This is a genomic window from Shimazuella sp. NTD247, assembly GCF_059510415.1.
Window position 1 is genome coordinate 85,394 of the sequence record NZ_JCAJZU010000006.1, and the last position, 25,781, is coordinate 111,174.

Consider the following 25,781-nt stretch of genomic DNA (forward strand, 5'->3'; position numbering starts at 1 on the left):
AAAGGGACTCATCACGATTTTACACCAAAACACAAAGGAGAAGTTATCATGCATTTTACTATTTCAAGCGACGGCACAAAAATTGCTTATGACAAGGCAGGTCAAGGACCAGCACTTATATTCGTTACCGGAGCTTTTAGTTATCGGAGATTTCCAGCACAATTAGAATTGGCCGATCAATTAGCACAGCACTTTACCGTTTACAATTACGATCGACGTGGTCGGGGAGATAGTCAAGCTACCGAACCTTATGAACCAGAACGTGAAGTGGAAGATTTACAAGCAATGATCGAAGCTGCTGGTGGATCTGCATATGTTTGGGGATTATCTTCCGGAGCAGTAATTGCTTTACAAGCTGCTGAAAAAGGTGCAAACATCGGAAAATTAGCACTGCATGAACCCCCCTTTATCGTTGATACAATCGGTCACGTTGCACCAAAAGATTTCGCAGCACATGTAAAAAAACTTATTAATATTAATCGTAAAGCCGAAGCGATCAAGTATTTTATGACAAAAGGAATGGGTGCTCCGTCTCTTATTGTCGGCATCATGCGTTTCATGCCAAATGTGTGGTCAAAATTGATGGAGGTTGCCCACACTCTTCCCTACGATGCTGCTTTGATGGACGGATATATGGTAGGACAGCCTTTGCCTGCTGAATCATGGAACAATGCTACCATGCCAACAGTCGTCTTAGCAGGCAGTGAAAGCCCAATTACCTTGCGTCATGGTGCTCAATCATTAGTTGATATACTCCCAAATGCCAAGTTAGTGAGCAAAAAAGGGCTTGGTCATACTAAAAAACTCAACACAAAACAAATCGCCAATGAGCTTTTGTCCTTCTTTTCAACAAACAACTAAGGAAATATACATGAACACAGATGGGAGAACAAAAAATATGAAAAAAATTGATATGGAAAAGAGATATACTACTATAATGAGATTATTACTAATTGCTGGAATTACTTCTACTCCACTATTCTATGTCGTATCCATCGCGCAGATGTTCACACGAACCGGATTCGATATTAGACGTCATGCAATCAGCACTCTTACTTTAGGTGATTTAGGATGGATTCAAAGTAGTAATTTCATCATTTCTGGATTTCTTGCATCGTTAACTGCTATTGGCGTACATGGAATATTAAAAAATAACAAAGGCGCAATATCAGGTTCCATTCTCATCGGTGTATATGGTATTGGTATGATCATGGCAGGAATATTCCATCCAGATCCTGGTCTTGGGTTTCCTTCCGGTGCTCCTGCTGGAATGCCAACATCAATGAGTTTCCATGCTGCACTTCATTCTATTGCTTTCTTCACTGCATTTATTTGTTTGATTGCCGCTTGCTTTGTTTTTGTCCGGAGATTCTCTTCGATTAATGAACACGGATGGAAAATTTACTGTATCGCAACAGGCATCCTTTCTCCTTTACTAATTGTTTTAGGAATGAGTATGAGCAGTTGGATTGGAGTTATTATGGGAATTGCAGGGCTAATCGCCTTTGGTTGGGTATCTGTAATTTCAATAAGATTGCGCAATGAAGCTGCAAGATATATATAAAATTATTTATTGTTTCTATAAATTGAATTCTATACTTAAATTAAAAATGGTAGTTTTATAGAATAGAGATAATATAGGAGGAATTTATTATGAGATTCATGATGATCGTAAAAGCTACAACAGATTCTGAAGCAGGAAAGAAGCCAAGTCAAGAATTAATGGATGCAATGCAAAAATATAATGAGGAATTAGTAAAAGCAGGTGTATTGCTTGCTGCTGATGGATTACAACCGAGTACAAAGGGCATTCGAATTTCTTACCCAGAACCGGGAGGAAAACCAAAAATTGTTGATGGCCCTTTTACGGAAACAAAAGAAATTATTGCAGGATATACTTTAATAGAAGTGAAATCAAAAGAAGAAGCAATTCAATGGGCAATGCGGATGCCAGATCCCCATGGTTTTGGCCAAGGAGAAATTGAACTTCGTCAAATATCTGAAACAGAAGACCTAACCGACAATCCCGAAACATTAGCAAAAGAAGCTATATTACGCCAAAAACTCGAGGAACAAAAGAAAGCGTGAGTTTAGAAGATACAAAGCGAATCATTGATACCATCTGGCGTATGGAGTCACCAAAACTGATTGCAAACTTAACGAGAACACTACGGGATGTTGGTATTGCGGAAGATATTGCGCAGGATGCTTTAGTAATCGCACTGGAACAATGGCCAAAAAAGGGAATTCCAGATAATCCAGGTGCTTGGCTGATGACGACAGCCAAGCGTCGGGCGATTGATTTCTTACGAAGAGCCAAACTTCGGGATCAAAAATATATAGAAGTTGCTAAAAACATCGATTTATACACAGAAATAAATATAGATGAGAATACAGAGATGGAGATCGGCGATGATCTCCTGCGTCTTATTTTTATGACGTGTCATCCAGTACTATCCCCTGATGCTCGTGTAGCCTTAACTCTGAGATTGTTATGTGGGCTAACTGCGGATGAAATTGCTCGTTCCTTTTTAGCTGCTGAATCAACAATTGCTCAACGCATCGTCCGAGCCAAGCGAACGCTTCGATCGAAAAATATTCCTTTTGAGATGCCAAACGAAAAGGAGTTGCGAGATCGACTATCAACTGTACTTGAAGTAATATACCTAATGTTTAATGAAGGTTACTCTGCTACTTATGGCGATTGGATACGACCTGTATTATGTCAAGAGGCACTGAGACTGGGTCGAGTTCTTGCTGAAATCGCATCTAATGAATCAGAAGTTCATGGACTAGTATCTCTAATGGAGATTCAATCATCTAGATTGAAGACGAGAATTAACTCACAAGGGGAACCTGTACTACTCCAAGATCAAAACCGATTACAATGGGATCAACTTCTCATTCGCCGTGGTTTCGATGCATTAGAACGCAGCAAACAGTCCGGTCATCCATTAGGGCCTTACGCGCTTCAAGCTGCAATTGCAGCTTGTCATGCACAAGCAAAAACAGCGGAAGAAACAGATTGGATCAAAATAGCTGCACTTTATGAAGCTCTTTCAAGAGTACTCCCTTCTCCTGTAGTCGAATTAAATCGAGCGGTGGCCATATCTATGGCTTTTGGCCCAGAATATGGGCTGCAGATTGTCGATGAGCTGATGTCAAATTCTTCTTTAAAAGAATATCACTTGTTGCCAAGTGTTCGGGGTGATCTTCTTTTCAAACTAGGGAAATATCAGGAAGCAATTATTGAATTCCAACGCGCCTTGTCAATTACTCAAAATGAACACGAAAAAGAACTGTTACAAAAACGCATAACAGATTGCGAATCGAAAACATAAACATTTTTTGATACTCTGTCGATTTTATGATCGTTCACTCGTCGTTATAGTAAGAAGGTAATTTTAGAGCACACCGCACAGATATCTTCTTATTAGAAGGAGGGAAAGATTATACGTTATATATTAATAGCAAAGGCAACGAGCTACTCGGAAGCCGGAGTAAAACACAGCAAAAAATATATCCAGAAACGAACTGCATTTCATCGTGCTTTGAAGGAAGCAGATATTCTTCTTGCCAAAGAAGAGGTTTATCCCAGCAGTACAGGAACAAGAATCATCTATTCTCCTGATACAATGAAGCCTATCATGCAAGTAGGTCCCTTTCCGCTTGATCATGCACTAGTTACAGAGTATATCATCATCGAAGTAGAAACGGAAAAAGAAGCACTAGAATGGGCACAGCAAATTCCAATACCAGAGTTTCCCTGTGAATATGTGATCGAGTTACGAAAACTCAAAGAGAAGCAAAATTTATTACAACCATCCCTCTCATATGCCCTAGAAATTGATTTACAAGATCAACTCAGTATCCTAAAAGCAGATTGTACACCATAGTTGACACAGACTGGAGAAGATAAGCCATGAATCAAGACGTAACAACGTATATAAACCAAACAGAACAAGAATGGCAAATAGAAAAAATGAACCATATTCGTCAAACCATTTATGAGGCAATACCCAATGTAACGGAATCAGTGAAATACAAACAAGCATTTTATACTTTCGAAGGGAAACAAGTCTGTATCTTCTTCCCTGCAAAAAACTGGATAAATCTCACTCTTTTTCATGCCGAAAATATAGAGATACCAAGCGATATGGTTTCTAATTCTACAAAACCGGAGCGAAAAACCATAAAAATCGATAAAGAACATGTATTTGATTATGATCACTTAAAAAAACTTTTGCAAAAAATAGCAAAAAACATCGCCTGATTTATTGAAAATAACAATGGAAAAATATAAAATACTTTGAAAACCTCATTGATTATTAGATGAGGTTTTTTATTTTTATCGTATGACACATAAATTGTTCTCTACTTACTGCAATCTGTTTTTTGTCTTAAGAAAATCTCCTTCATCAATTGTATTGCTACAGGAGATACTTCTTTTAACACTACTTATGAGGTGATAGAAATGACAAAACAACAGCCAAAAGATGTCTTTCCAGCTCAACATCAAAACAGACAACCAGGCATTGAATCGGAAATGAATCCTTTGCCTATATCGGCTCGAAAAGATCAATCCGAAGGAAAACTTGCCAACAAAGTTGCGATCATTACTGGCAGTACCAGATTTTATTAAATTTCCGTCCCATTCTCCATTTAAAACGAATTTTAATCCAGAGGAAGTACTTTTATAAGTCCAAACCCATTGTCTGAGTTTATTTTATTTCAAACCAAAAAAGAGAGGCATATAGGGGACTTTATAAGCCTCTCTTTATGTACTATGAGTTATGCACTAACTTTTTCTCTTCCCAACCGAAGCTATCAAACCATCGATTCTCTCTGTAGTTTTCAATGGCTCTTGAAATGTAAGGTATCACATTCGAGGGCAGACTGTTTAATGGAAAGAATCGTAAGTCATCACATTTATGTGGTTCGAGATTTTGAATTTCCCCACTCCAATTCTTCACTACTGCAAAGAAATCAACTCTCTCATCTCCTGCTTTTCGATGCATCACACCAACGATTTCCACATTTTCCTCTGTCACATCTACTCCTGCTTCTTCTTTCACTTCACGAACCGCTGCTTCTTTAACGGTTTCTCCCCCATCCAAATGTCCTGCAACAACGCTGTAGTTGCCATCTTCATAACCAGTGTTATAACGACGAAGAAGAAGTATTTCCTCATTCTTTATAAAAAACAAATGGATGGTTACAGGTGCTGTGAATCTTTCTTTACTCATTTTATCATCTCCAGAATTCTAATGAATGGTTATTTTAACAATAGTTTGTTTATTCTGTCCACTAACTCACTATGAAGCGTAATTCCACTAGCTTTAACGCTTTGTTCTAATTGCTCAGGACAACTGGCTCCAACAATCGCACTTGCTATTGATGTATCGCGAATTGTCCAAGCTAGGACAAGTTGAACCAAAGTTAAACCTTCTTGTTTAGCAATAATCTTTAACTCTGAAACAATACGTTTGTTTGGTTCATTGATCATTTTGGGTAAGGATTTCCTGTGAACTGGTGTTTCCTCTCCGTTCATGTACTTACCAGCTAACACCCCTTGGGCCAGTGGTGAATACACGATTTGACCAATACCTAGTTCATTGCAGATTGGGATAATCTCAGATTCAATATTTCTGTTGAACATGTTGTATTTCGGTTGATTTACAATCATTCGATCAAGCAAAAACTGATCTGCTAAAACACATGCTTGTTGTATTTGTTCGGAAGTCCATTCACTAACACCTAAATACAACACTTTACCTTGTCTAATCAAATCATTCATCGCAGTTAATGTTTCGAGAATAGGTGTTTCCTCATCAAATCGATGACAATAATAAATATCAATATACTCTACACCTAGTCTCTTTAAACTGTTATTGCATTGCTCGATAATGTGCTTTCTTGATAGACCTCGATCATTTACACCATGGCCCATCGGCCAAAATACTTTGGTGCTCAAAACGTAAGATTCTCTAGAAAGTTCGCTTAGTGCTTTTCCTAAGATAAGCTCTGCATCACCCCTTTCATATACATTTGCAGTATCAAAAGAATTAATACCAAGGTCAAAAGCTTTATAGATCGTAGAAATGGAATCATCTTCTGATACATAACCACCAAAGGTCAACCAACTACCTAAACTTATTTCACTTACTTTTAAACCAGATCGCCCAACTCTTCGATACTTCATAGAATCCCACCCTCATATTAATTCTGGATTATTGATAAGACTCCACTTCCCTTGATTTTGCAACCAACGATCAATTGACTTAGATAATCGGTCATCCAAACTATCTGTTAATTGTTTGTTGATTAAATCGTTTTGAATATCCATAACTAAATTAGCCATTAATTGCTGCCATTTTGACATACTGTCTTGTACACGTTCTCTAAATCCTTCTTTGCCTTGTTCTAAAATTAATAAATGTTCTAATTTCTCTCCCTGAAGAAACAACCGTAATTCATTTTCTTCTTGAGGTGTTGGATCAATTGTGTACACTAGATACTTTAATAGATACTGACTAATCTCTCTATGTCTTCTCATGTAATCGTAGTATTTTTGTTTCTCCACCAGATTAGCAACTTTATACAAGCTTTTGATTGTGTACATAATACCAAAGTTGCTATCGATCCACATTTGAGAAGCCAAACTCAATTCACCTACTGTATAATCGAGAAAATGAATAGTGTATCTTCCCATATTGGTGTCTGGATTTCCCTCATTCTGGATAAGAGATACATTCTGCTTTCTTTCCGTAAGTTTTACCATTCTGGAATAAGGGGTATTGGTTAGTACTTCCATCGAAGCGAGCATATAAGAAACAATAGAATAAACAGGTTGTCCAGTTTTATGTTTATTGATGAAGTCTTCGTCATGCAAAAGTCGATCATATAATTCTTCATAAGACATATCACCAATGTCAACTGGTTTCATTAGCGCATCTGTCCGTTCCAAGAAGGCTAGATTCTCTCGAATATCACCTAATCCTTCCATAAGCTGATCGAACATAATAAAACCGATTCTCAATTGAATTCCTAATGCACTCAAAAGTCTTAGTGCAACAATATTTTGCTCCGGTTTTGTCCCTTTTCCATAACGCTTCAACTGTGCCTCTGATCCAGATTCAACCCCAATAAATACACGATCAGCTCCTGCTTGTGAGCAATAATGCCACATTTTTAATCTCTCCACATTCCATTCCACGCTATTTTTAGGAATATATACAGAGTCAGCTCTAGCAGCCAAATCAAAGCGAATCTTATCAGGACGTTTTAAGATACCTTCGCAAAAATTTATAACTCGTTCTGCTTCTCTTCCATCTGGTAATTCGCCTATAAATTCTTCATCGGCTAAATAAATATGAGGTTTAATCCCTAGTTCATTTCCAGAGAGAATTAAATCATCAATTTGTTTCAATAGATTATCTGAAGATAATGGTCTCCAAGACCTTAACTTATGATCCCTTGGACAGAAAGTACAAAGCGAGTAATCACATCCTCTACTAGTCTCTAAAGTAAGTGCTCCTCTGTATTTTGCTACATCTTTAAGTGTATCTAAAGCAGGAGTTGGGACTTCATTCATATTCACAGTAATAGCCTGATTATGAACAACACGACCTGTATCAACATCAAGGTATGAGATACCATTAACTTTTTTTAAATCCATTTCACCACGAATATAAAGTGATAAATCCCGTAAAGTATACTCTCCCTCTTTATCACAAATTAGTAAATCAGGATATCTATAAAAGAATTGTTCCGGATTAAATGAGGGAATTACATTGCCAGCTACGATAAGAGAATTTATCTCTTTCGCTTCTTTTGCTTTAAAAAGCTTATCAAGTAGTGAGTAAGCCAGTAATTTCTGACCAAAATTAACGCTCATACCGATGAGATCTGGCTGAAGTTCTAATGCTCTCTTCACTATCTGATCGATTGTAATTCCCATCTGCATATCCAAAATATGTACTTGAGTCATCTGTTGTTTCCTTAAGTAAGAAGAGAGAGTTCCTATACTTAGATTTAATCGAGGGATTGGAAAGTTTTCTATCACACATAGATTAATAAGAAGCATGGTAGGCATGTTCAAGAGTTCTAAGAGTTTTTCATTATACTCAAATATGTGCCATGATAGAGAAGTTTCTATTCCTTTATGCCAATTTGGATTACACCTTTCTAACAAAACATTCAAACGCAAATCTTGAAATGGAGAGAAAACGATTACAGTTTTATCTGGCATAACAACATAACAAGTGATGTTATCAGTCTCTCCGGAAATGATAATCTCTTGATATTCAGTTTGAAACATACCATCAAATAGCTTTGCTAATTGTTCTTTTAATTCAGTTGGACTTAACCATATTTGATTCATAATCCCTTTTATTTTCTTGTCAAATAATCTGATTTTGTTTCTCTCTAAGTAATTGCAAGACATATATATCACTCCTATAAATATCGATATGTTAATTTCTTCTCGAAAAAGGAAGGAAGAAAACTATCTAAAAAGTAACGCACAGAGGGCTGTTGAACTGCTAGACTTTCTATTTCCTTTTCTAACTCTTCATGAATCAAACAAAAATCGTTATTACCTTTATTAACCTCTATCTTTGCTTTGCAATACGCATCCAATTGATCAGCAATATTAACAATTCTAATAGACTCCTCATCAATATCTTGAAAAATCCCAAGATACTCTGAGGCTATTCTTTCAGGAACCATTTTTGCAATTTCATTGTTTGTTATTCTTTTTAACTCTCGAAAAGAATTTCTTATTGATTCATGTCTTTTTACTGGAGCAATTACATGAGTTAGTATGGCATCAGCAGAATCATGATATAGTGCCAATGTTAGCACCTTCTCAATATTTACTTCTTCGTTGTAAATTTTTCTTTTGATAACACATAAGGCATGTGCAATAAGCGAAACAAAGTGACTATGCTGAGCAACATCTTCTGAATGAATGCAATACGAACCACTCCATCTGGGGGTAAACCTTAGACGATACAATAAAGCGTAAAGAGAATTGCCCAAAATACAACACCCTCTCATTTCATTTCACCCTATATAAAACTTAACTAAGTAGCTCTAGCAAATAACGCTCTTGTTCACGAATCTTCTCCAGTTCGAATGCAAATATATAAGTTGTAAGAGCTGAATGGAACCGAAGAACATCATTGACTTGTCCTGTACTAATAAAGTTAAAAAGCCTTTCCATTCGAAACCGATTCATTGTTTCCATGGTAAATTTCAAATGCAGATGACCATATTTCAGGAGTATATAAATGGATTCAATAATAGATGAGCGTGTTTGTGCTTCTCTTACTCTTGTAATGAGAGGAACATAATGCTCCCCTTCACCACATGAATATACAAAATATTCCGCTAATTCTTTAGCTAATTCTAAAGTCTGGCTTAATTCAAGTTTTTTCATGTCTGAATCATCGATGTTCATTTACCAGTTGTCTCCCTCCCTTTTAGGTCAAAGAGTGGTCTAAATGAATAAGACGCAATTAACTTTCATCAAAACTTTTACCATGAACTACGATCTTGCCATCAGATAATGTCTTACGTATTTCATACATAGAAAAAACTAGCGTTCCATTACTCGTTTCCAAACATAGCTGTATCTTTTCTTTCGGTTTAGTGCGCTTAATTGACAACGAGAATTGAACCTTGTTAGGTAATGACTTACTGTTTATAGAAGTTAATAAAGAATTGTCACCAACAAATTGACTCATATCAATTTTCATCATACTCACCTTATCCCTACTTGTTTTTTTACTACGAGTGAAGGAAGCAAGCTTTTATCTATCGGATTTACTTTCCTTAAGGCATTCTGTATCTGTCCTTTTCTTTCCACAAACAAAGCTGCTCGCAATTGGCTTTTTTGTACTAATATTTTTTCTTCAATTTCCTTTTGATATCTAACCAATGCAAAAGTAATTAAATTTTTTAATTCCTCATCAATTGATAAAACCTGTCTTCCTTTGCCCACCATTTCGTCTTCCTCTCCTTTTTACGTGATCAAGAAGTTATAGCGTTACTGGAATTCTTTAATAAAAAAATGAAAGTACTACTCAACTGTTTTAAATTCACAGGCGTTATAGATTGAATATTCCAAAAATAGATGTAGCAATTTTTGATAAGTTGTTTTATATTAGTATGTGAGTGCATGGATTTCTATTAATTTTAAGAAATGCATCTTTCTGTTTTACTTCTCTTGGTGTATTTCTTGTTAAAATCTTAACTACATTATAAAATATTCAGAAAACAATTTCAATTTTAATATTATTGGCTATTTCTTTAATGGTAAAGATCAAATAATATGAAATATGGAAAATCACAACAAAAATTTAAAATCCATTTAACTTTCTTTAAAATAAATTGAATTTGGAGTGATTTTTGTTGATTAAATTCATCTACAACCAAGAAAAAATGGGAGAAATTTTTCGCCAAACACGTAAAGATCAGGGATATAGACAACGAGAAGTAGCAGAAGCAACTGGTCTTTCCGAGGCAACTGTCAGCAATATTGAGAATGGTAGTCACAAAGCTAGAGAGGACAATATTGTTTGTTATGCAGAATTCTTAGGAATAAAAAATGAGCTTTTCGGTATTGTTAGCGAAATAGAACAAAGAGAAAAGCAGGCAAAAATAGATTTACTTGAAATTGAAGAAATAGTAATTGCTAATCCAGATAAAGCCCTTGAGAGATTAAAAAATCTGAATCAATACTACAATATCGAATCAAATAATAATTTGGCTCCGATTGGTCACTACCTTTATGGCAGGTATTATTTCGAAAACAAAAAATGGAATCAAGCGGAAAAATATTTTTTGGAGGCAATTAGACTTATCAACGAAAAGGCTCTTGAATATCCAGAGCTTCGATTATCAAACATTAAATCAGCATGTTACAATGAACTTGGAAGCATTGCACATTTCCTAAACAAGAATAGGGAAGCTTTGCAATATGTCACTGAAGGAATAGAATGTTTTGTTGAAGACGGAAAAAGAAAATACCGAAAATATCTTATGTTACTAAACAAAGCGATTTACCTTGAGGGTTTAAGTCGAAAAGAAGAAGCATTACAAGCTCTTGAAGAATTGAAAATCGCAATAGCTAAGATTGAAAAGACATCGGAGGTATTTCAAAATGTCAGAACATCCGTTATCATCAAAATGTATAGAATGTACGCAAAGCTGTTAAACGAATTAGAAATGCCATATAAAGCAGTGGAAGAATGCGAAAAAGGAATAAGGATCGCATGGTTGAATAATGATTTTGATCGAGTTTTTACATTATGGACAACATTAGGCACGATTTATTACAATATAGGAGATTATGAAAGCACTGAAAAATTTTATTTTAAAGCGTTGGATATCCGACCAAAAGTAAAAGAAGAATTTCTTTACCCTTTTAATTATGTTAATCTTGGAACATTACTGATTCAGCAGAATAAATTGCAAGATGCTAAGCAATATATAGAAGATGCTATTGAAATTAGCAGAGTATATAAAGATGATCTTGCACTGACTGATTCATTGATGGCAATGGGAAAATGGTGTATTCAGCAAAAACTGCATACAGAAGCAATTAATCTGTATAAACAGGCTGAAGAAATTGCCCAACAGAACAACTTTCTTTCAATCGAATCCGAAATATTGACCAACTTATGTATCTGCTATGAAGAGACTTTAGATGAAATCGAATTTCAGAAGCATACTGTACAATTATTTAGAATTAGAAAGAAATTAATGGAAAGGAGGGTATAATTATGATTAATCGAGTTGATCCACCAGAAAATTAAAATTTATACCCTTGCACTTATAGAGGCTCCCAGTAGCCTCTTTATCAATGTTTAGAGTTTTTATTTAGATTGATTTAATTAAAAAAAGCTATGATCTCTTAGAAAAACTTTTACAACAAATAACAATGGAAAAATATAAAATACTTTGAAAACCTCATTGATTATTAGATGAGGTTTTTTATTTTTATCGTATGACCCACATGAATTGTTCTCTACTTACTGCAATCTGTTTTTTGTCTTAAGAAAATCTCCTTCATCAATTGTATTGCTACAGGAGATACTTCTTTTAACACTACTTATGAGGTGATAGAAATGACAAAACAACAGCCAAAAGATGTCTTTCCAGCTCAACATCAAAACAGACAACCAGGCATTGAATCGGAAATGAATCCTTTGCCTATATCGGCTCGAAAAGATCAATCCGAAGGAAAACTTGCCAACAAAGTTGCGATCATTACTGGCGGGGACAGCGGGATAGGAAAAGCAGTAGCGATTTCTTTTGCAAAAGAAGGAGCAGATATAGCTATTGTTTATTTAAATGAACAGACGGATGCCAATGAAACGAAGACAATCATTGAAAAATTAGGACGTAAGTGCGAATTATTCGCTGGAGATATTGGAGATGAAACATTTTGCAAACAAGTTATCGAGCAAAGTGTTTCTACATTTGGAAAACTGGATATTGTTGTGAATAACGCAGCCGAACAAACACCACAGCCAAATCTGCAACAAATAACAAGCAATCAATTGGAACGCACCTTTCGCACCAATGTATTTTCTATGTTTTATTTAACCAAAGCAGCCCTGCCTCATTTACCACAAGGCAGTTCTATTATTAATACCACTTCAATCACAGCTTATAAAGGGAATGACCAGCTGATCGATTACTCTGCTACCAAAGGGGCCATTACATCGTTTACTCGGTCGCTTTCTCAAAATTTAGTGCAGAAAGGTATTCGTGTGAATGGAGTAGCTCCTGGTCCAATTTGGACTCCTCTCATCCCTTCTACCTTTCCAGCAGATAAAGTTGCAACATTTGGTTCAGATACTCCAATGGGAAGAGCTGGTCAACCAGCAGAAGTCGCACCAGCTTATCTATACCTCGCTTCCGAAGATTCATCTTATGTAACAGGACAGATTATTCATGTTAATGGTGGAGAAATAGTAAACGGATAATTTATCGTAAGACGACCAGCGGGTTGATTCTCATGAGAATCAACCCGCTAAAACTGATTATTGTTCAGTTTTTCTTCAAGACTTGTTTCTGAAGATCATCTGCTTCTTGGAGCAGTTTCTTGCGATCAGGACGAGAACCTCGTTCCTTTCGCACTGTTTCAACAATACGTCCCTGCCACTTTTTATCTGTGCGGAAATCGACGTAAACAACAGCACGGATCTGCTCTAGTGTTTCCTGCAAACGTTTGACGGTCTGAGAAGCTGTAATATCAGGATCTGCCAACAAATTGTTCCGAGCATCCTGTGCTCGGCGATCTACTTCTGCACGGATCTGCTCTTTTTTCAGTTCATCCCATCGAGTGAATAGAATCCTATCCGCCTCGAAATGCTTGATGAAAGCTTGAATCATCAGACTTATTGCTTCATCAGTTGCAGACTTATCGCACAAAATCCGGTGAAGATTCGAGATACGTTTGAAGAATTCATTTTCTCCATAAAACGAATGACTCGACTTCCTCTTCAGCCACTGACCCACCATCAATCGTGCATCTCGCATACTTACAGGAAATGAGGAGTTCTTTAGGACAAAAGTTTGTTCAAGTCCCCAAACTCCTTCCTGAATGGAACCCTCACACCAATAAAAAGGCTCGTTATTAACCCGCATAACTACTCCCTTGCTCAGCAGATGATTACAAATAATATATCATATATGAATTGCAAAGCAGTTACAATTACATCCATAAAAAAAAGCAGTGGATGAACCCACTACTTTTATTTCGCTGCCTTTTCTTTTTTTACTTCTTCTTTTTTTCCAATAAAGATCGATATGACTAGGGCAAAGATGGCGAGCCACATGGAAATGTAGAAAACGTCATCCATCGCTTGTACTGTCGAATGAATCTGAATTTGACCGGAGATATATCCAAGTGCAGAAGCTTTTGCCTGAGCAAAAGTCTGTCCCATACCCATGTACACATTTTGTATTTGCTGGACAATCCCTTGGGAAAAATCAGAGAAAACATTATACTGATCAGAATAATTGGATGTATGGAAGACCTGACGATTGGTCCATAATAACGTTGCCCATGCAATCCCAAACGAAGCTGCAACTTGCCGGATAGTATTACTAAGGGCAGTAGCTTGTGCAACTTGATTGTTTGGAACAGCATTCATTCCAGCAGTCGAAATCGGCATCATAACCAATGAAATTCCTATTCCTCGTAAAATCAACCAGAAGATGAGCGTTGAAAAAGAAGTGTTTACATCCAATTGTGTTGTTAGATGTAAGGAATACGCCGTGATTCCCATTCCAATTATCGCTAACCATCTTGCCCCGATCTTATCAAACAATGCTCCTGCAACCGGCATCATCAGACCAGTGATAAGTGCTTGCGGCAAAAGCAGCAGCCCGGTTTGTAATGCAGTTAAACCAGCTATGTTTTGCAAAAAAATTGGGATTAAAAACAATGGCACGAACAAAATTACACTCGCTAAACTTGTAATGATTTGAGCAACCGTAAACACTCGGATTTTTACTAAGCGAAGATTTAACATCGGGTCTTTTTTAAACCATTCAATCAAAATGAACGCGAGCAAAGAGAAGATTCCGATGCCAATAAAAAATTCAACTTCACCATGACTCCAACCTTTTTCAGGTACAAGACCAATACCATACAATAAGGTAGAAAAACCAATAGTGGAAGTAATAAACCCTGCTACATCAAATTTTCGTTCGACATGGTGTTCCAATTCTTTAAAACTAACAATCGCAATCAATGTTGCGATCACACCGATCGGCACGTTGATAAAAAAGATCAACCTCCAATCGAGGTACTCGATAATATATCCGCTTAAAGTCGGTCCGATCGCCGGAGCAAACATAATGGAAATACCAAACAGCCCCATGACCTGTCCTCTTTTTTCTCTTGGGAAGAGGCGGAAAAGCATCGCTTGGGAAACCGGCATCAATGCCCCTCCACCAATTGCTTGGATGATTCGGAATATAATCATCGATTCATTATTCCATGCTAATCCACAGAGCAAAGAACCAATCGTAAATACAACCAATGAGAAAACAAATATCTTCTTAAATCCAAATCGCTCAGTAACAAAACCTGTAACAGGGATGATGGTTCCAACTACTAGTGTATAAGCTGTGATGACCCACTGGATTTCTTTTGTATCTACACTAAATACGGCCATCATCTTTGGTATCGCGACGTTGACAATACTCGTATCCAAAATCGCCATAAACACTGCAATAATACAAACTACAAGTACCAATCGCCTGCTTTGACCTTCTGGCATTCCTCTCCCTCCTTTCCTGTAACCCTGTAGAACTATCGATTGATCTTAACAGTCGCATTGAGACCAGGTAGGAGTTTATCTCCACTGTCCAATGTAATCTTCACTGGAATTTTTTGAACTACTTTTGTATAGTTCCCGCTCGCATTACTACTTGGAAGCATGGAGAAGGTGGATGTTGTCGCATCACTAATCTCTTCTACTTTTCCAGAATATTCATTCCCAGGAAACGCATCAACACTCACTTTTACATCTGATCCTACTTTTACATCTTGCAGTTCGGTTTCTTCAATATTTGCAACTACATACAATTGGTTAAGTGGTGCTGTCATAACAAGGGTTGTACCAGCTGCTACTACTTGACCAACTGCACCTTTGCTCTGAAGTACGGTACCATCCGCAGGCGCTACTACTTGAACAGCAGCTCCAGCAGGATCAGCAGGTTGAATCGTTGCAATCACATCGCCTTTTTTCACTTCTTGGTTGTTCTTTACATTCCATGCGCTAATGGAACCATTCGTTGTAGCAGTAACCGTTGTAATGTCTCCTTGAACTTTTGCATCTTCTGTAGAAATATAGTTCATGGAATCATTCGCATAAAATAAAATCCCTGCCCCAGCAGCAATTACAATAAGTGCTACGAGTACACTAACAATAATGGAATTTCTCATCTTATCTCTCTCCTTCACCATTGGGAGTGTCTTGATTTTTTATCATTTTTTTCATAATCAACAAAAAAATTTCTTTTTCTGTTTCTGTTAGATTTTCTAACAGCTTTCTGCATATTTCAGCCCGTTTTTGGCTTATTTTTTCGACACATTCGATTCCTTTTTCCGTCAAACTAACCCACACAACTCGTCGATCTGTCTCATCACGTATTCGCTCAACATAGCCATTTTTCTCCAATCCTTTGATCGCGAGTGAAGAAGCTCCTGAAGTAACGCACGTTTCATGAGACAAATCATTTACAGTCGCTTTACCTTTGCGATAAAGATAATGCATAAACCAATGTTTTGCTGGCGAAAGGTCAGATTGAAGCGAAATTTTACTAAAATGTTTTCCGAATAGCATGAAAATCTCATTCATTTCGAAGTTTAATGAACGATGATTTTCAGTCAATATATTCACCTCCAAATATTTCAATCCATAAAATTCTTTCACACAAAGATATTACACCATTTAAAAGATTTATTCCTGCAAAAAATAAGATTTTTGTGTCAAAAATATGAAATAACGATCAATACGATGGATATATGCTTATTATTTATACATTCATCATTTATCAGTGGAATTGCCCCCTTGCCATAGTAGAAAAAATTTCTACCCTGCGACATTTGGCAATCTTTATGGACAAACGGTACAATACAAATGAAAAGTATCCAACAAGGAAGTGGCTTTCCATGAAAATTGTTTCGATTGAACCGACTCCAAGTCCAAATGTGATGAAGTGTAACCTAGATGAAACACTTCCCTCAGGGACAAAACATGAATATACAAAAGATACAAAAGACTACGCACCTGTCTACATTAAACGAATATTAAATATTGAGGGGGTTGTAGGGGTCTTTCAAGTACTCGATTTTCTCTCAATCGAACGCCATCCAAAAGCAGATTGGGAAAAGCTTCTCTCTGAAGTACGAGCAATTTTTGGTGATACTGAACAAGAGAAAGACTCATCTCTTGCAGAGAAATTTGATTCTTTTGGTGAAGTACAAGTATTTATCCAGACACTCAGGGGGATACCATATCAGATCAAACTCGTTCATGATAACAGCGAAAATCGCTTTGCATTACCTGATCGCTTTCAGCAGGCTGTCATGCAAATTCAAGGTGTAACTTCGAATGTTATCTTGGAACGAAAATGGATGGATCAAGGGATACGTTACGGTGAACCAGAAGAAATCGGAAAACAGTTAAACGCAGAATACGAAGCAATGTATCCGGACAGACGGCTGACACGTCTTGTCAAGCAGGCTCTCTCTCCAAAAACGGATCCGAATTTACAAGAACAGAAAAAAACTGCAGAAGAAGTACAAGAAGCTTTTCAAGATGAAAATTGGGAAGTACGGTATGCAGCGCTGATGCTTTGGGAACCGGAAGCGAACGATATCGATATTCTAGCAACCGCATTAAAAGATAGTTCTGCTACGATTCGTAGACAAGCTGTCGTTTTCTTGGGGTATATTGGCGGGGAAATCGCATTGCCTTATCTATATGAAGCGATGAAAGATTCCTCCGCAATCGTACGTCGTACGGCGGGAGATACGATCTCAGATATTGGGAACCCAGATGCTACAGAAGTGATGAGTGAGGCTCTTAGTGATAAAAATAAACTCGTCCGTTGGAGAGCAGCCCGCTTTTTATATGAAGTCGGAAATGAGAAAGCAATCCCTGCACTGCAAGAGGCTGCATCCGATCCAGAATTTGAAGTGAAAATGCAGGCTCAAATCGCATTGCAACGTATTACACAAGGAGAAGAAGCGAGCGGAACCGTTTGGCAACAAATGACACAATCGTATCGTTCGAAGTCGAACTCGTAATAAAAAAGCCCTTAAGGGCTTTTTTTATTACAAAAATACAAAATATATCACAGCAGCTAGTACAATTCGATAAATCGCAAAAGGCACCAATTTGATTTTATTGATCAATTTTAGGAAAAAACGAATGGAGATCAAAGCAAACAACAAAGCGGTAATAAAACCGACAATGAAAAAGGGTAGATCATTTGCGGTAAAATATTGCCAATGTTTTAAAAGAGAAATGCCACTCGCACCTAACATGATAGGGACAGCCATAATAAAGGTGAAATCAGCGGCGGCTCGGTGACTGAGTCCTAACAATACCCCTCCAGAAATGGTAGATCCAGATCGAGAAAAACCTGGCCATAGTGATAAGCATTGGAATAAACCGATCGATATAGCTTGTTTATATGTCACTTGATCCACCGTTTCTGCTTTTGGAGAAGCGGGGCGGAAATAATCAGCGATCAGCATTAGTACAGCACCAATCACTAAACCGATGACAACTGTATGTACAGAGAACAGATATTCATCGATGTAATCTTCAAATAAGAACCCAAGCACTCCCGCAGGGAGTAATCCGACAATCACTTGCGTTAATTTTAATCGATTTCGTTGATCTATTGATTCTCTTGCCGCTTTTGTTAGTCCCAGTAGGTTAATAAACCGATCTTTAAACACAATTACAACTGCTAAAATCGAACCTAACTGAATGACAACTTTGAATGTATTGGCAACTTCTTGGGAAAACAAATCTTTTGACTTTAAAATCAAATCGTCAACGACAATCATATGCCCAGTAGAAGAAACAGGGGCAAATTCCGTCAAACCTTCTACCATCCCTAATATAAATCCAACAAACATCTCCCATAAATGCATTTCTCATAAACACCTCTTTGTATCGATACTTCTCTCTTCACTACAATTTGTATGAAAAAACATAAACAAAAATAAAGGAAAGCTAAAGAAAATATAAAGTTTAAGCTAAGCACCTATAAACATTGTATCTATCTATGAAATAAATTCGAAAATCTCTTTAAATATCCTTTTCTCTACCAGACTTACTTCCTTCTATCAACAACATAACAACTTGACACTCCACATGGCTGAAGCCATGGGATTCTTGGGACGGTAGACTTCTGACTACTTCATTACCAAGCTAACTCCGTGAGCCCCACGGTTGAACAGAGTTTTTGTTGCTACGTCATAGCAAAGACTTACTGCTTGGTTTTCGCATTTCAGTCTAGCCATTTTCGGTACGCATAGCATTTTACGTGCAAAACGATTGGTTTGCACAACCCTATATACTATCCACTTTTCAAAGAGCAACTGTCGATAGTCTAACAACAGAATGTATGTTTGAAAAGTGTTTTTTGAAAAATTTGTCAGATTTACAAGAGGTAGAAACCTCTCTCATCTACAAAGTGAGACTTGCCACTTTAGTGGATTGGCGAAACTTGTGCTCCCGTTGTAGTGATGCTCGCTAACATCCCACGATTCAAACCGTGGGTTTTCTCACTCGCAAGACTATAATATCAAGTTTGTAAAACGCTACAGCCCACAAAAACGCTTACAAAACTTCGTAAAACGAATAAAAGTTTATTACTTTTGTTTGTTCCTTTACCTATAGTACAATACAAACGGATCAACCTATACCATTGAATATCAAATGTCATAGGTGCGCCACAAATCATAGCCAATAAATATCAACACATCAAACAAGTTATTTCATGACTTCTGTTAATATTTTGTATATTAATCAAATAAATGCTTACATTTCCATCCTATTCATTTACACTTAAAAAGTAACAACAACTAGTAGAAAGAAGACTCATGAAAATCGGGATTGTGTGCCATCCATCTCATGGCGGGTCTGGGGTTGTCGCTAGTGAGCTCGCAAAACTACTTGTCCAACGCGGACATGAGCTACATATTATCACACATGATCTACCATTTCGGCTTGAAAATTTTGTGCATCCAAACTTTACTTTTCACCAAGTACAGGTGAATAACTATCCACTATTTCAATACCCCATTTACGACCATGCACTGATCGGCAAAATAGTAGAAGTTTGTAAAACAAATCAAATAGATATATTGCATGCACATTATGCTGTTCCTCATACGCTGGCAGCTCTAAACGTACAACAAATCATAGGCGGCAACCTACTAGTAGCAACAACTTTGCATGGAACAGAAGTTACTGTTCTAGCAAAAGATCAGCATCTGCAAGAAATAATTTGTTATGCCGTTACCAAAAGCAATGGGGTATCGGTTGTTTCGGACAGCCTAAAAACCCAAACACATGAACTTATGGATAATTCAGACATAGATATTACACGTATCTACAATTTTGTAGATACAAAAAAATATTATCCAAACAAAGCACCTTACCTTCGAGCTAAATATGCATACCCTTACGAAAAAATTCTAGTACATATATCGAATTACCGTCCGATTAAACGAACAAGTGATGTCATAGACATCTTTAATCTCGTACAGAAAAAACTTCCTGCAAAACTGCTGCTTGTTGGTGATGGCCCTGAGATTAGTTTGATAAAAAACAAAATTAATCATTATGGGATAGAAGATCGTGTATCCTTCCTCGGAAAAATACAGGATGTATCCAGTATTCTATCCATAGCCGATTTGTTGCTACTTCCCTCTGAAAAAGAAAGTTTCGGGTTGGTAGCAATTGAAGCAATGGCTTGTGGAACACCTACTGTAGGCTCCTATGTTGATGGCATTCCCGAAGCTGTTTCGCATGGAGAAACAGGTTTTCTCTGTAGTATTGGGGATGTAGAAAAGATGGCTGAATATGCAATCCTATTGTTGTCAGATTTGCAAATGTATCAGAAATTTGTTTTTTATGGAGACAGACGAGTCAAAGCATTGTTCTCACCAGACAAAATTGCAGAAGAATATGAAGGATTTTACCAGAAAATGATGAAAACCAAGTAACCAAATAACAAGCTTCCTTATGATACAACGGTCTGGGATTATTCTCAGACCGTCAATATTATGACCAAAAACATTAACAATCGGATATTTTGACACGCCATACAGCTAAAGACGTGGGATTCTTGGGACAGTAGTCTCCTGATCCCTTCATTACCAAGCTAATCCCATGATCCCCACGGTTCCATTACTCTGCGAGATAGTCCTCACCTGCTTTGTTCTCACATCTTAGACTATCCACCAATTGTAAGTAAAGACAGTAAACTAGCAGAATGTAGTTTGTACTAAAAAAAGTGTTAAACTTATGATGAGAGAGATGAATCCCCTTCTGTTCAACGCTCGTTTTCATCCCATGATTCAAAGCGTAGGTTTTCTTACTCGCAATTATAAATAAATACTTTTTTCCTACACATTTTTACACAACATAGTATTATCTTATTAAATCATTTTTTACACAGGAGTTATCAAACAATGAAAAATACACAGTTTGCCGTCTTTGGTTTAGGGCGTTTTGGCGGAAGTTTGGTAAAAGCACTTCATCAAAATGGCGTTGAAGTACTCGCAGTAGATATTGATCAAAAAAAAGTCGATGAATATGCAAAACATGCCATTCAGGCAGTTCAAGTACCCAACCTAGATGAGACTACACTACAGATGCTCGATATCACCAGCTTTGATCATGTATTTGTTTCTTTTGGTGATAATATCGAAGGAAGTGTTTTACTGACCTTATTATTGAAAGAAATGGGCGTTAAAAAAGTATGGGCCAAAGCTTCGAGCGACAATCACCAAAAAGTATTAACAAAAATCGGAGCAGACCGCGTCATTCATCCAGAAAGAGATATAGCAATGAAAATAGCAAATTACATAAGCTCACAAAGCATTATTGACTATATCGAGCTTTCCAACGAACATAGTATTGTAGAAATCATTGCATCTCCAAAAATTTACAATAATACATTAGAAGACCTGGATACAAGAAGGCGTTTTGGCTGCAATATTATTGCGATCAAACGAGATGGAGTAGTTAAAATTTCCCTTATTCCAAACGAATTAATTCTCAAAGGTGATGTATTGGTTGTAATTGGCCGTAAAACAGCAATTAAACGATTTGAAGAAGAGGGAGTTTAAGCGTGAGTTACAAACGTCTAAATGCTTCTCAAATTCTAATATTAGTCGCATGCATCATGGTTATCGCTGGTACCATTCTATTAAAAATACCTTTTGCTTCCAAAAAACCGATTGATTGGTTGGATGCTTGGTTTATGGCAACATCTGCACTTACCTGTACTGGTCTAGTCACCGTTGATGTTGGTACAACTTTTACGATGTTTGGACAAGTCATCTTATTGATTTTGGTACAAATCGGCGGTGTAGGAATCATGGCTTCAGCTGTGCTGCTCTTTATCTTTCTTGGCAGGAAGCTTTCTTTAAAGGATAAACTAGTACTCAATTTCTCACTAAACCAAGTGACCATTGGAAACATCACTGCTTTGGTAAAAAATATATTGTACTATATGCTTATCGTAGAAATATTGGGAGCGATCATATTATTTTTCCATTGGCGGCCCGAACTGGCAACAGGACATGCATTGTATCTTTCTATTTTTCACAGCATCTCATCTTTTAATAATGCTGGATTTGCACTGTGGCCAGACAGCTTAATCCGCCATTACAACGATCCTGTATTAAATATCGTTACTACCTTGCTTATTATCATTGGCGGTCTAGGATTTACCGTTTGTTTTGATATTTGGAAAAAGCGCAACTTTAAAAACTTAACCCTCCACTCCAAAGTGATGATTACGGGAACGCTTGCATTCATCATCTTTGGAATGGTTACTTTTTTCCTTTTGGAAATACATAGTACCAAAACATTTCATTCCTTTACACTTACAGACAAATTATGGACGTCTTATTTCCAATCGGTTTCTTTGCGTTCTGGAGGGTTTAATACTGTTGAGATAGGAAACCTTCAAGAATCTACGCTATTTATGATGTGTCTATTGATGTTTGTTGGTGCTGGAAGTACTTCGACTGGAGGAGGAATCAAAGTCACTACCTTTATCGTTACAATATTTGCAGTAGCAGCTTTTTTACAAGGAAAAAAACACATCCATCTTTTTCGTCGAACCATTGATTCTTCTTCCATCATTAAATGTTTATCCATCTTTTTTATCTCTTTGACATTTGTGTCGATAGGAGTATTTTTCCTGTCGATTGTTCAATCAGAACCTTTTCTTGTCTGTTTATTTGAGATCATGTCTGCTTTTGGAACAGTGGGCCTATCTGTAAACTTAACTTCCAACCTTACTTCATGGGGAGTGTTGATTGTTGGAATCATGATGTTTATTGGTAAGATTGGTCCATTGGCAGCACTGTTTGCGCTATCCAATCAAGAGGAACGAAACTTCAACTATCCAAAAGAAGATGTACTAATTGGTTAAATATATAAAACCCCCACACGGCTCAGATATTCCGCAAGTGGGGGTTTTATTACTGGGTTCAACCCGTTTGCAAATCATCTTTGTTAATAAAAAGCTTCTGTGCTGTCTCTAAAAACAGTTTCACAGCAAGAGAACAGGAACCTAATACTGGAACAGCCAAATGAAGCTCTCTCCAATTTTGTGGATCAAATTCACGAACTTGTACTTTTGCTGGTAAACTACTGGCCAATGACAACTCTGACGTTATTGCCAATCCTAATCCCTCTTGTACCATGTTTAAAAGTGTGTTCGCATTATGGGTCATAAATTTAACATGAAGATCTATATCCGCTTTTTTGAACATGTCCACAACAGGAAATTCACTTCCTCCTTTACACATAATAATCGATTCATTTGCTAAGTCCTGTATACGAATTGCAGTTTTTCCATTTAAATAATGATCCTCTCGTAAAATAACAACCATTTTGTCTCGATACAAGGGAATTGTATCCAGATCTTTTATTGGTGGTGTGAGAATTCCCACATCTATCACACGCTTTGCTAACCATTCTTTTACTTGATTAATTGTTCCCTCGTATAAATCAAATTTTAAATTAGGATATTCTTGTTGAATCGAAAAAATTATTTTAGGTAAAAAATAGGCAGATGCAGTAGGAAAAGTACCAATACGAATCGTTCCTACTTCCAATCCTTTTTCTGAAGCTACTTCTTCTTCAATCCTTTCAAACCCTTTTAATATTTCTCTCACTTGAACAAGTATGCGTTTGCCAACTTCTGTGAGAATAATACCATTTTTCCGATCTCGAATAATGAGTGTAACTCCTAACTCCGATTCCAAACTAGATATTGCATGACTGACAGCAGGCTGTGTCATATTCAATGATTGACCTGCTTTTGTAAAACTAAGATACTCGGCTATTTTGGCAAATACCGTCAGTTGTGTAATGGTCATAATAAATTAGTTATGCTCCTTATAAATAAGATTCATTTTATTTATTAACATTATTATAATACCATATTGATGAAGATATTGATAAATAAAATCTATAAGGAGCTATTACTTATGAAACGAGTTATTATCTTAATTGGTTTAGTGACATTGATCTGGGGTTATACATGGGTCACGATGAAAATTGGATTAACATATGTACCGCCTTTTTTATTTTCCGCACTCCGAATGTTGATCGGGGCAGTTTCTTTATTTCTTATTCAATGGGTACTAAAAAAACCTTGGTTACCAGCAAAAAATGATTGGATCCCAATTGGAGTAATGAGCGTTTTAATGGCAATTGGATATTTTGGTCTCGTAACTTATGGAATGCAATTCGTCAGTTCAGGGCAAACTTCTGTATTGGTATATACCATGCCGATCATCGTAACAATCTTGGCTCATTTTATGTTAAAAAAAAGAATTACTATTTTTAAATCTATTGGGCTGCTTACTGGAACAATTGGTTTGTTATTCGTTCTTGGTCCACAAATGTTGCAGTTTCAATTGAACCATCAACTGATCGGGCAGATTTTGATTCTTTTTGCGGCAGTTAGCTGGGGTTGTGCCAATATATTCAGCAAAATAAAATTTTCGAATTATGACATTATTAAAATGACATCGTGGCAGTTATTCATTGGATCTATTTTTCTTTTCATCCTATCTGTCTTGGCAGAACCAGTCACAGAAGCACATTGGACAGGTACTTCTGTAACCATATTACTTTTTAATGGAATATTTTCCACAGCCTTTACTTTTGTAGCTTGGTTTTGGGTATTAAGTCAAATAGAAGCCTCTATTGCATCCATTACATTAATGATTGTCCCAATTCTTGGTCTATTTTTTGGATGGCTCCAATTAGATGAAAAATTAACTTCCAATATTATCATCGGGGCTTTCTTTATTTGTTTAGGTATATTTTTTGGTGCTTATCGTGTCAGAAAGAAAAATGTGAGTATTCCATTACAGAAAGGAGAAGTCAATTGAATATATTGGTCATAATATCTCATCCCCATATTACAGAATCCCGAATCAACAAAGTATGGTTGGAAGAATTAAGAAAACATTCCATGATAAACACACATGAATTGTACTCCACTTACCCAGAAGAAGTCATTGATGTTGCACTAGAGCAAAATCGTCTGGAGTCACATGATCGAATCATTCTGCAATTTCCATTCTATTGGTACAGCTCTCCCCCTTTATTAAAAAAATGGTTCGACGTTGTTCTTGAACGTGGATGGGCTTATGGATCTGGTGGGGATAAATTAAAAGAAAAAGAGATAGGCATCGCCATTTCTACTTTTGCAGCGAAAGAAGATTACCAACCAACCGGAGCAAACCGCCATACAATTGAAGAACTGACAAGTCCATTTGCAGCAATTGCAAACAAAGTAGGGGCTTATTATTTACCTCCATTCGTACTCAATAGTGTTGCGCATGTGAGTGATCAACAATTAGCACAAAATGCTGTTGAATATGTAAAACACATCACTACCACTTCTTTTTAATATGGCAAAAAAATAATGATTACAAAAAAACCAGAGTAATGACTGCTCTGGTTTTT

The 25,781-nt window shown here is 36.8% G+C and carries 26 protein-coding genes and 1 pseudogene; 15 read left to right on the plus strand and 12 right to left on the minus strand.

All coding sequences use genetic code 11. The features are described 5' to 3' along the window. Nucleotides 1-48: 48 nt before the first annotated feature. The 7 genes and pseudogenes from AC5WOC_RS15485 to AC5WOC_RS15515 all read left to right on the plus strand — a co-directional run. A complete protein-coding gene (locus AC5WOC_RS15485; protein WP_496056319.1) occupies nucleotides 49-861 on the plus strand; it encodes an alpha/beta fold hydrolase in 813 nt (270 codons plus the stop codon). A 37-nt stretch (nucleotides 862-898) separates the two neighbouring features. After that, nucleotides 899-1,564: a DUF998 domain-containing protein gene (locus AC5WOC_RS15490; RefSeq protein ID WP_496056320.1), complete on the plus strand. Its 666-nt coding sequence runs from the start codon at nucleotides 899-901 to the stop codon at nucleotides 1,562-1,564. An 89-nt stretch (nucleotides 1,565-1,653) separates the two neighbouring features. After that, nucleotides 1,654-2,088: a YciI family protein gene (locus AC5WOC_RS15495; protein WP_496056321.1), complete on the plus strand. Its 435-nt coding sequence runs from the start codon at nucleotides 1,654-1,656 to the stop codon at nucleotides 2,086-2,088. Further along, the gene (locus AC5WOC_RS15500) at nucleotides 2,085-3,341 is read left to right on the plus strand and encodes an RNA polymerase sigma factor (protein WP_496056322.1); all 1,257 of its coding nucleotides are present in this window, start codon (nucleotides 2,085-2,087) and stop codon (nucleotides 3,339-3,341) included. The genes AC5WOC_RS15495 and AC5WOC_RS15500 overlap by 4 nt, the downstream gene beginning before the upstream one ends. Nucleotides 3,342-3,551: 210 nt before the next feature. Next, complete coding sequence (locus AC5WOC_RS15505; RefSeq protein WP_496056323.1) at nucleotides 3,552-3,896, plus strand: YciI family protein; 345 nt, start codon at nucleotides 3,552-3,554, stop codon at nucleotides 3,894-3,896. 26 nt (nucleotides 3,897-3,922) lie between these two features. Next, complete coding sequence (locus AC5WOC_RS15510; protein ID WP_496056324.1) at nucleotides 3,923-4,273, plus strand: DUF1801 domain-containing protein; 351 nt, start codon at nucleotides 3,923-3,925, stop codon at nucleotides 4,271-4,273. Between the two features lie 201 nt (nucleotides 4,274-4,474). Continuing rightward, nucleotides 4,475-4,624 (plus strand): annotated as a pseudogene (locus tag AC5WOC_RS15515) (NAD(P)-dependent oxidoreductase); the annotation flags it as partial. Between the two features lie 160 nt (nucleotides 4,625-4,784). On the opposite strand, the gene AC5WOC_RS15520 reads toward AC5WOC_RS15515, so the two are convergent. The 6 genes from AC5WOC_RS15520 to AC5WOC_RS15545 form a co-directional block, all read right to left on the minus strand. Continuing rightward, nucleotides 4,785-5,246 (minus strand): NUDIX hydrolase, encoded by a 462-nt coding sequence (locus tag AC5WOC_RS15520; protein ID WP_496056325.1) that lies wholly within the window; start codon nucleotides 5,244-5,246, stop codon nucleotides 4,785-4,787. A gap of 29 nt (nucleotides 5,247-5,275) precedes the next feature. Then, on the minus strand, nucleotides 5,276-6,202 hold the full coding sequence (locus AC5WOC_RS15525) for an aldo/keto reductase family protein (RefSeq protein ID WP_496056326.1): 927 nt from the start codon (nucleotides 6,200-6,202) through the stop codon (nucleotides 5,276-5,278). Nucleotides 6,203-6,214: 12 nt separating this feature from the next. Further along, on the minus strand, nucleotides 6,215-8,446 hold the full coding sequence (locus tag AC5WOC_RS15530; RefSeq protein WP_496056327.1) for a B12-binding domain-containing radical SAM protein: 2,232 nt from the start codon (nucleotides 8,444-8,446) through the stop codon (nucleotides 6,215-6,217). Between the two features lie 11 nt (nucleotides 8,447-8,457). Next, the gene (gene yfbR / locus AC5WOC_RS15535; protein ID WP_496056328.1) at nucleotides 8,458-9,042 is read right to left on the minus strand and encodes a 5'-deoxynucleotidase; all 585 of its coding nucleotides are present in this window, start codon (nucleotides 9,040-9,042) and stop codon (nucleotides 8,458-8,460) included. Nucleotides 9,043-9,082: 40 nt separating this feature from the next. Next, nucleotides 9,083-9,463, minus strand: a complete 381-nt coding sequence (locus tag AC5WOC_RS15540; protein WP_496056329.1) for a hypothetical protein — start codon at nucleotides 9,461-9,463, stop codon at nucleotides 9,083-9,085. 303 nt (nucleotides 9,464-9,766) lie between these two features. After that, the gene (locus tag AC5WOC_RS15545) at nucleotides 9,767-10,009 is read right to left on the minus strand and encodes a hypothetical protein (protein WP_496056330.1); all 243 of its coding nucleotides are present in this window, start codon (nucleotides 10,007-10,009) and stop codon (nucleotides 9,767-9,769) included. A 407-nt stretch (nucleotides 10,010-10,416) separates the two neighbouring features. Between AC5WOC_RS15545 and AC5WOC_RS15550 the strand changes: the two genes are divergently transcribed. Both AC5WOC_RS15550 and AC5WOC_RS15555 read left to right on the plus strand, forming a co-directional pair. Continuing rightward, a complete protein-coding gene (locus AC5WOC_RS15550; RefSeq protein ID WP_496056331.1) occupies nucleotides 10,417-11,787 on the plus strand; it encodes a tetratricopeptide repeat protein in 1,371 nt (456 codons plus the stop codon). Nucleotides 11,788-12,134: 347 nt separating this feature from the next. Then, nucleotides 12,135-12,998, plus strand: a complete 864-nt coding sequence (locus AC5WOC_RS15555) for an SDR family oxidoreductase (protein WP_496056332.1) — start codon at nucleotides 12,135-12,137, stop codon at nucleotides 12,996-12,998. Nucleotides 12,999-13,062: 64 nt separating this feature from the next. Here AC5WOC_RS15555 and AC5WOC_RS15560 read toward each other — a convergent pair whose 3' ends face one another. The 4 genes from AC5WOC_RS15560 to AC5WOC_RS15575 form a co-directional block, all read right to left on the minus strand. After that, nucleotides 13,063-13,662 (minus strand): hypothetical protein, encoded by a 600-nt coding sequence (locus tag AC5WOC_RS15560; protein WP_496056333.1) that lies wholly within the window; start codon nucleotides 13,660-13,662, stop codon nucleotides 13,063-13,065. Between the two features lie 107 nt (nucleotides 13,663-13,769). Further along, nucleotides 13,770-15,305 (minus strand): DHA2 family efflux MFS transporter permease subunit, encoded by a 1,536-nt coding sequence (locus AC5WOC_RS15565; protein WP_496056334.1) that lies wholly within the window; start codon nucleotides 15,303-15,305, stop codon nucleotides 13,770-13,772. 32 nt (nucleotides 15,306-15,337) lie between these two features. Then, a complete protein-coding gene (locus tag AC5WOC_RS15570) occupies nucleotides 15,338-15,973 on the minus strand; it encodes an HlyD family secretion protein (RefSeq protein WP_496056335.1) in 636 nt (211 codons plus the stop codon). A 1-nt stretch (nucleotide 15,974) separates the two neighbouring features. Continuing rightward, on the minus strand, nucleotides 15,975-16,421 hold the full coding sequence (locus AC5WOC_RS15575; protein ID WP_496056336.1) for a MarR family winged helix-turn-helix transcriptional regulator: 447 nt from the start codon (nucleotides 16,419-16,421) through the stop codon (nucleotides 15,975-15,977). Nucleotides 16,422-16,702: 281 nt separating this feature from the next. On the opposite strand from AC5WOC_RS15575, the gene AC5WOC_RS15580 reads away from it, so the two are divergent. Continuing rightward, the gene (locus AC5WOC_RS15580; RefSeq protein WP_496056337.1) at nucleotides 16,703-17,842 is read left to right on the plus strand and encodes a conserved virulence factor C family protein; all 1,140 of its coding nucleotides are present in this window, start codon (nucleotides 16,703-16,705) and stop codon (nucleotides 17,840-17,842) included. A gap of 27 nt (nucleotides 17,843-17,869) precedes the next feature. On the opposite strand, the gene AC5WOC_RS15585 is transcribed toward AC5WOC_RS15580, so the two are convergent. Further along, nucleotides 17,870-18,700, minus strand: coding sequence for an undecaprenyl-diphosphate phosphatase (locus AC5WOC_RS15585; protein WP_496056338.1), 831 nt, complete (start codon nucleotides 18,698-18,700; stop codon nucleotides 17,870-17,872). A 954-nt stretch (nucleotides 18,701-19,654) separates the two neighbouring features. On the opposite strand from AC5WOC_RS15585, the gene bshA reads away from it, so the two are divergent. The 3 genes from bshA to AC5WOC_RS15600 all read left to right on the plus strand — a co-directional run bounded on the left by bshA (nucleotide 19,655) and on the right by AC5WOC_RS15600 (nucleotide 23,226). Then, entirely contained in the window at nucleotides 19,655-20,782 is a 1,128-nt protein-coding gene (bshA, locus tag AC5WOC_RS15590) for an N-acetyl-alpha-D-glucosaminyl L-malate synthase BshA (protein ID WP_496056339.1), read from the plus strand. A 468-nt stretch (nucleotides 20,783-21,250) separates the two neighbouring features. Further along, nucleotides 21,251-21,910, plus strand: coding sequence for a potassium channel family protein (locus AC5WOC_RS15595; protein ID WP_496056340.1), 660 nt, complete (start codon nucleotides 21,251-21,253; stop codon nucleotides 21,908-21,910). A 2-nt stretch (nucleotides 21,911-21,912) separates the two neighbouring features. Next, entirely contained in the window at nucleotides 21,913-23,226 is a 1,314-nt protein-coding gene (locus AC5WOC_RS15600) for a TrkH family potassium uptake protein (protein WP_496056341.1), read from the plus strand. 58 nt (nucleotides 23,227-23,284) lie between these two features. Here the strand turns inward: AC5WOC_RS15600 and AC5WOC_RS15605 are convergent, their stop codons facing one another. After that, nucleotides 23,285-24,178, minus strand: coding sequence for a LysR family transcriptional regulator (locus AC5WOC_RS15605; RefSeq protein ID WP_496056342.1), 894 nt, complete (start codon nucleotides 24,176-24,178; stop codon nucleotides 23,285-23,287). Between the two features lie 111 nt (nucleotides 24,179-24,289). On the opposite strand from AC5WOC_RS15605, the gene AC5WOC_RS15610 reads away from it, so the two are divergent. Together AC5WOC_RS15610 and AC5WOC_RS15615 are read left to right on the plus strand one after the other, a co-directional pair. Next, nucleotides 24,290-25,201, plus strand: coding sequence for a DMT family transporter (locus AC5WOC_RS15610; RefSeq protein ID WP_496056343.1), 912 nt, complete (start codon nucleotides 24,290-24,292; stop codon nucleotides 25,199-25,201). Continuing rightward, nucleotides 25,198-25,725: an NAD(P)H-dependent oxidoreductase gene (locus AC5WOC_RS15615; RefSeq protein ID WP_496056344.1), complete on the plus strand. Its 528-nt coding sequence runs from the start codon at nucleotides 25,198-25,200 to the stop codon at nucleotides 25,723-25,725. Before AC5WOC_RS15610 ends, AC5WOC_RS15615 begins: the two co-directional genes overlap by 4 nt. Nucleotides 25,726-25,781 lie beyond the last annotated feature (56 nt).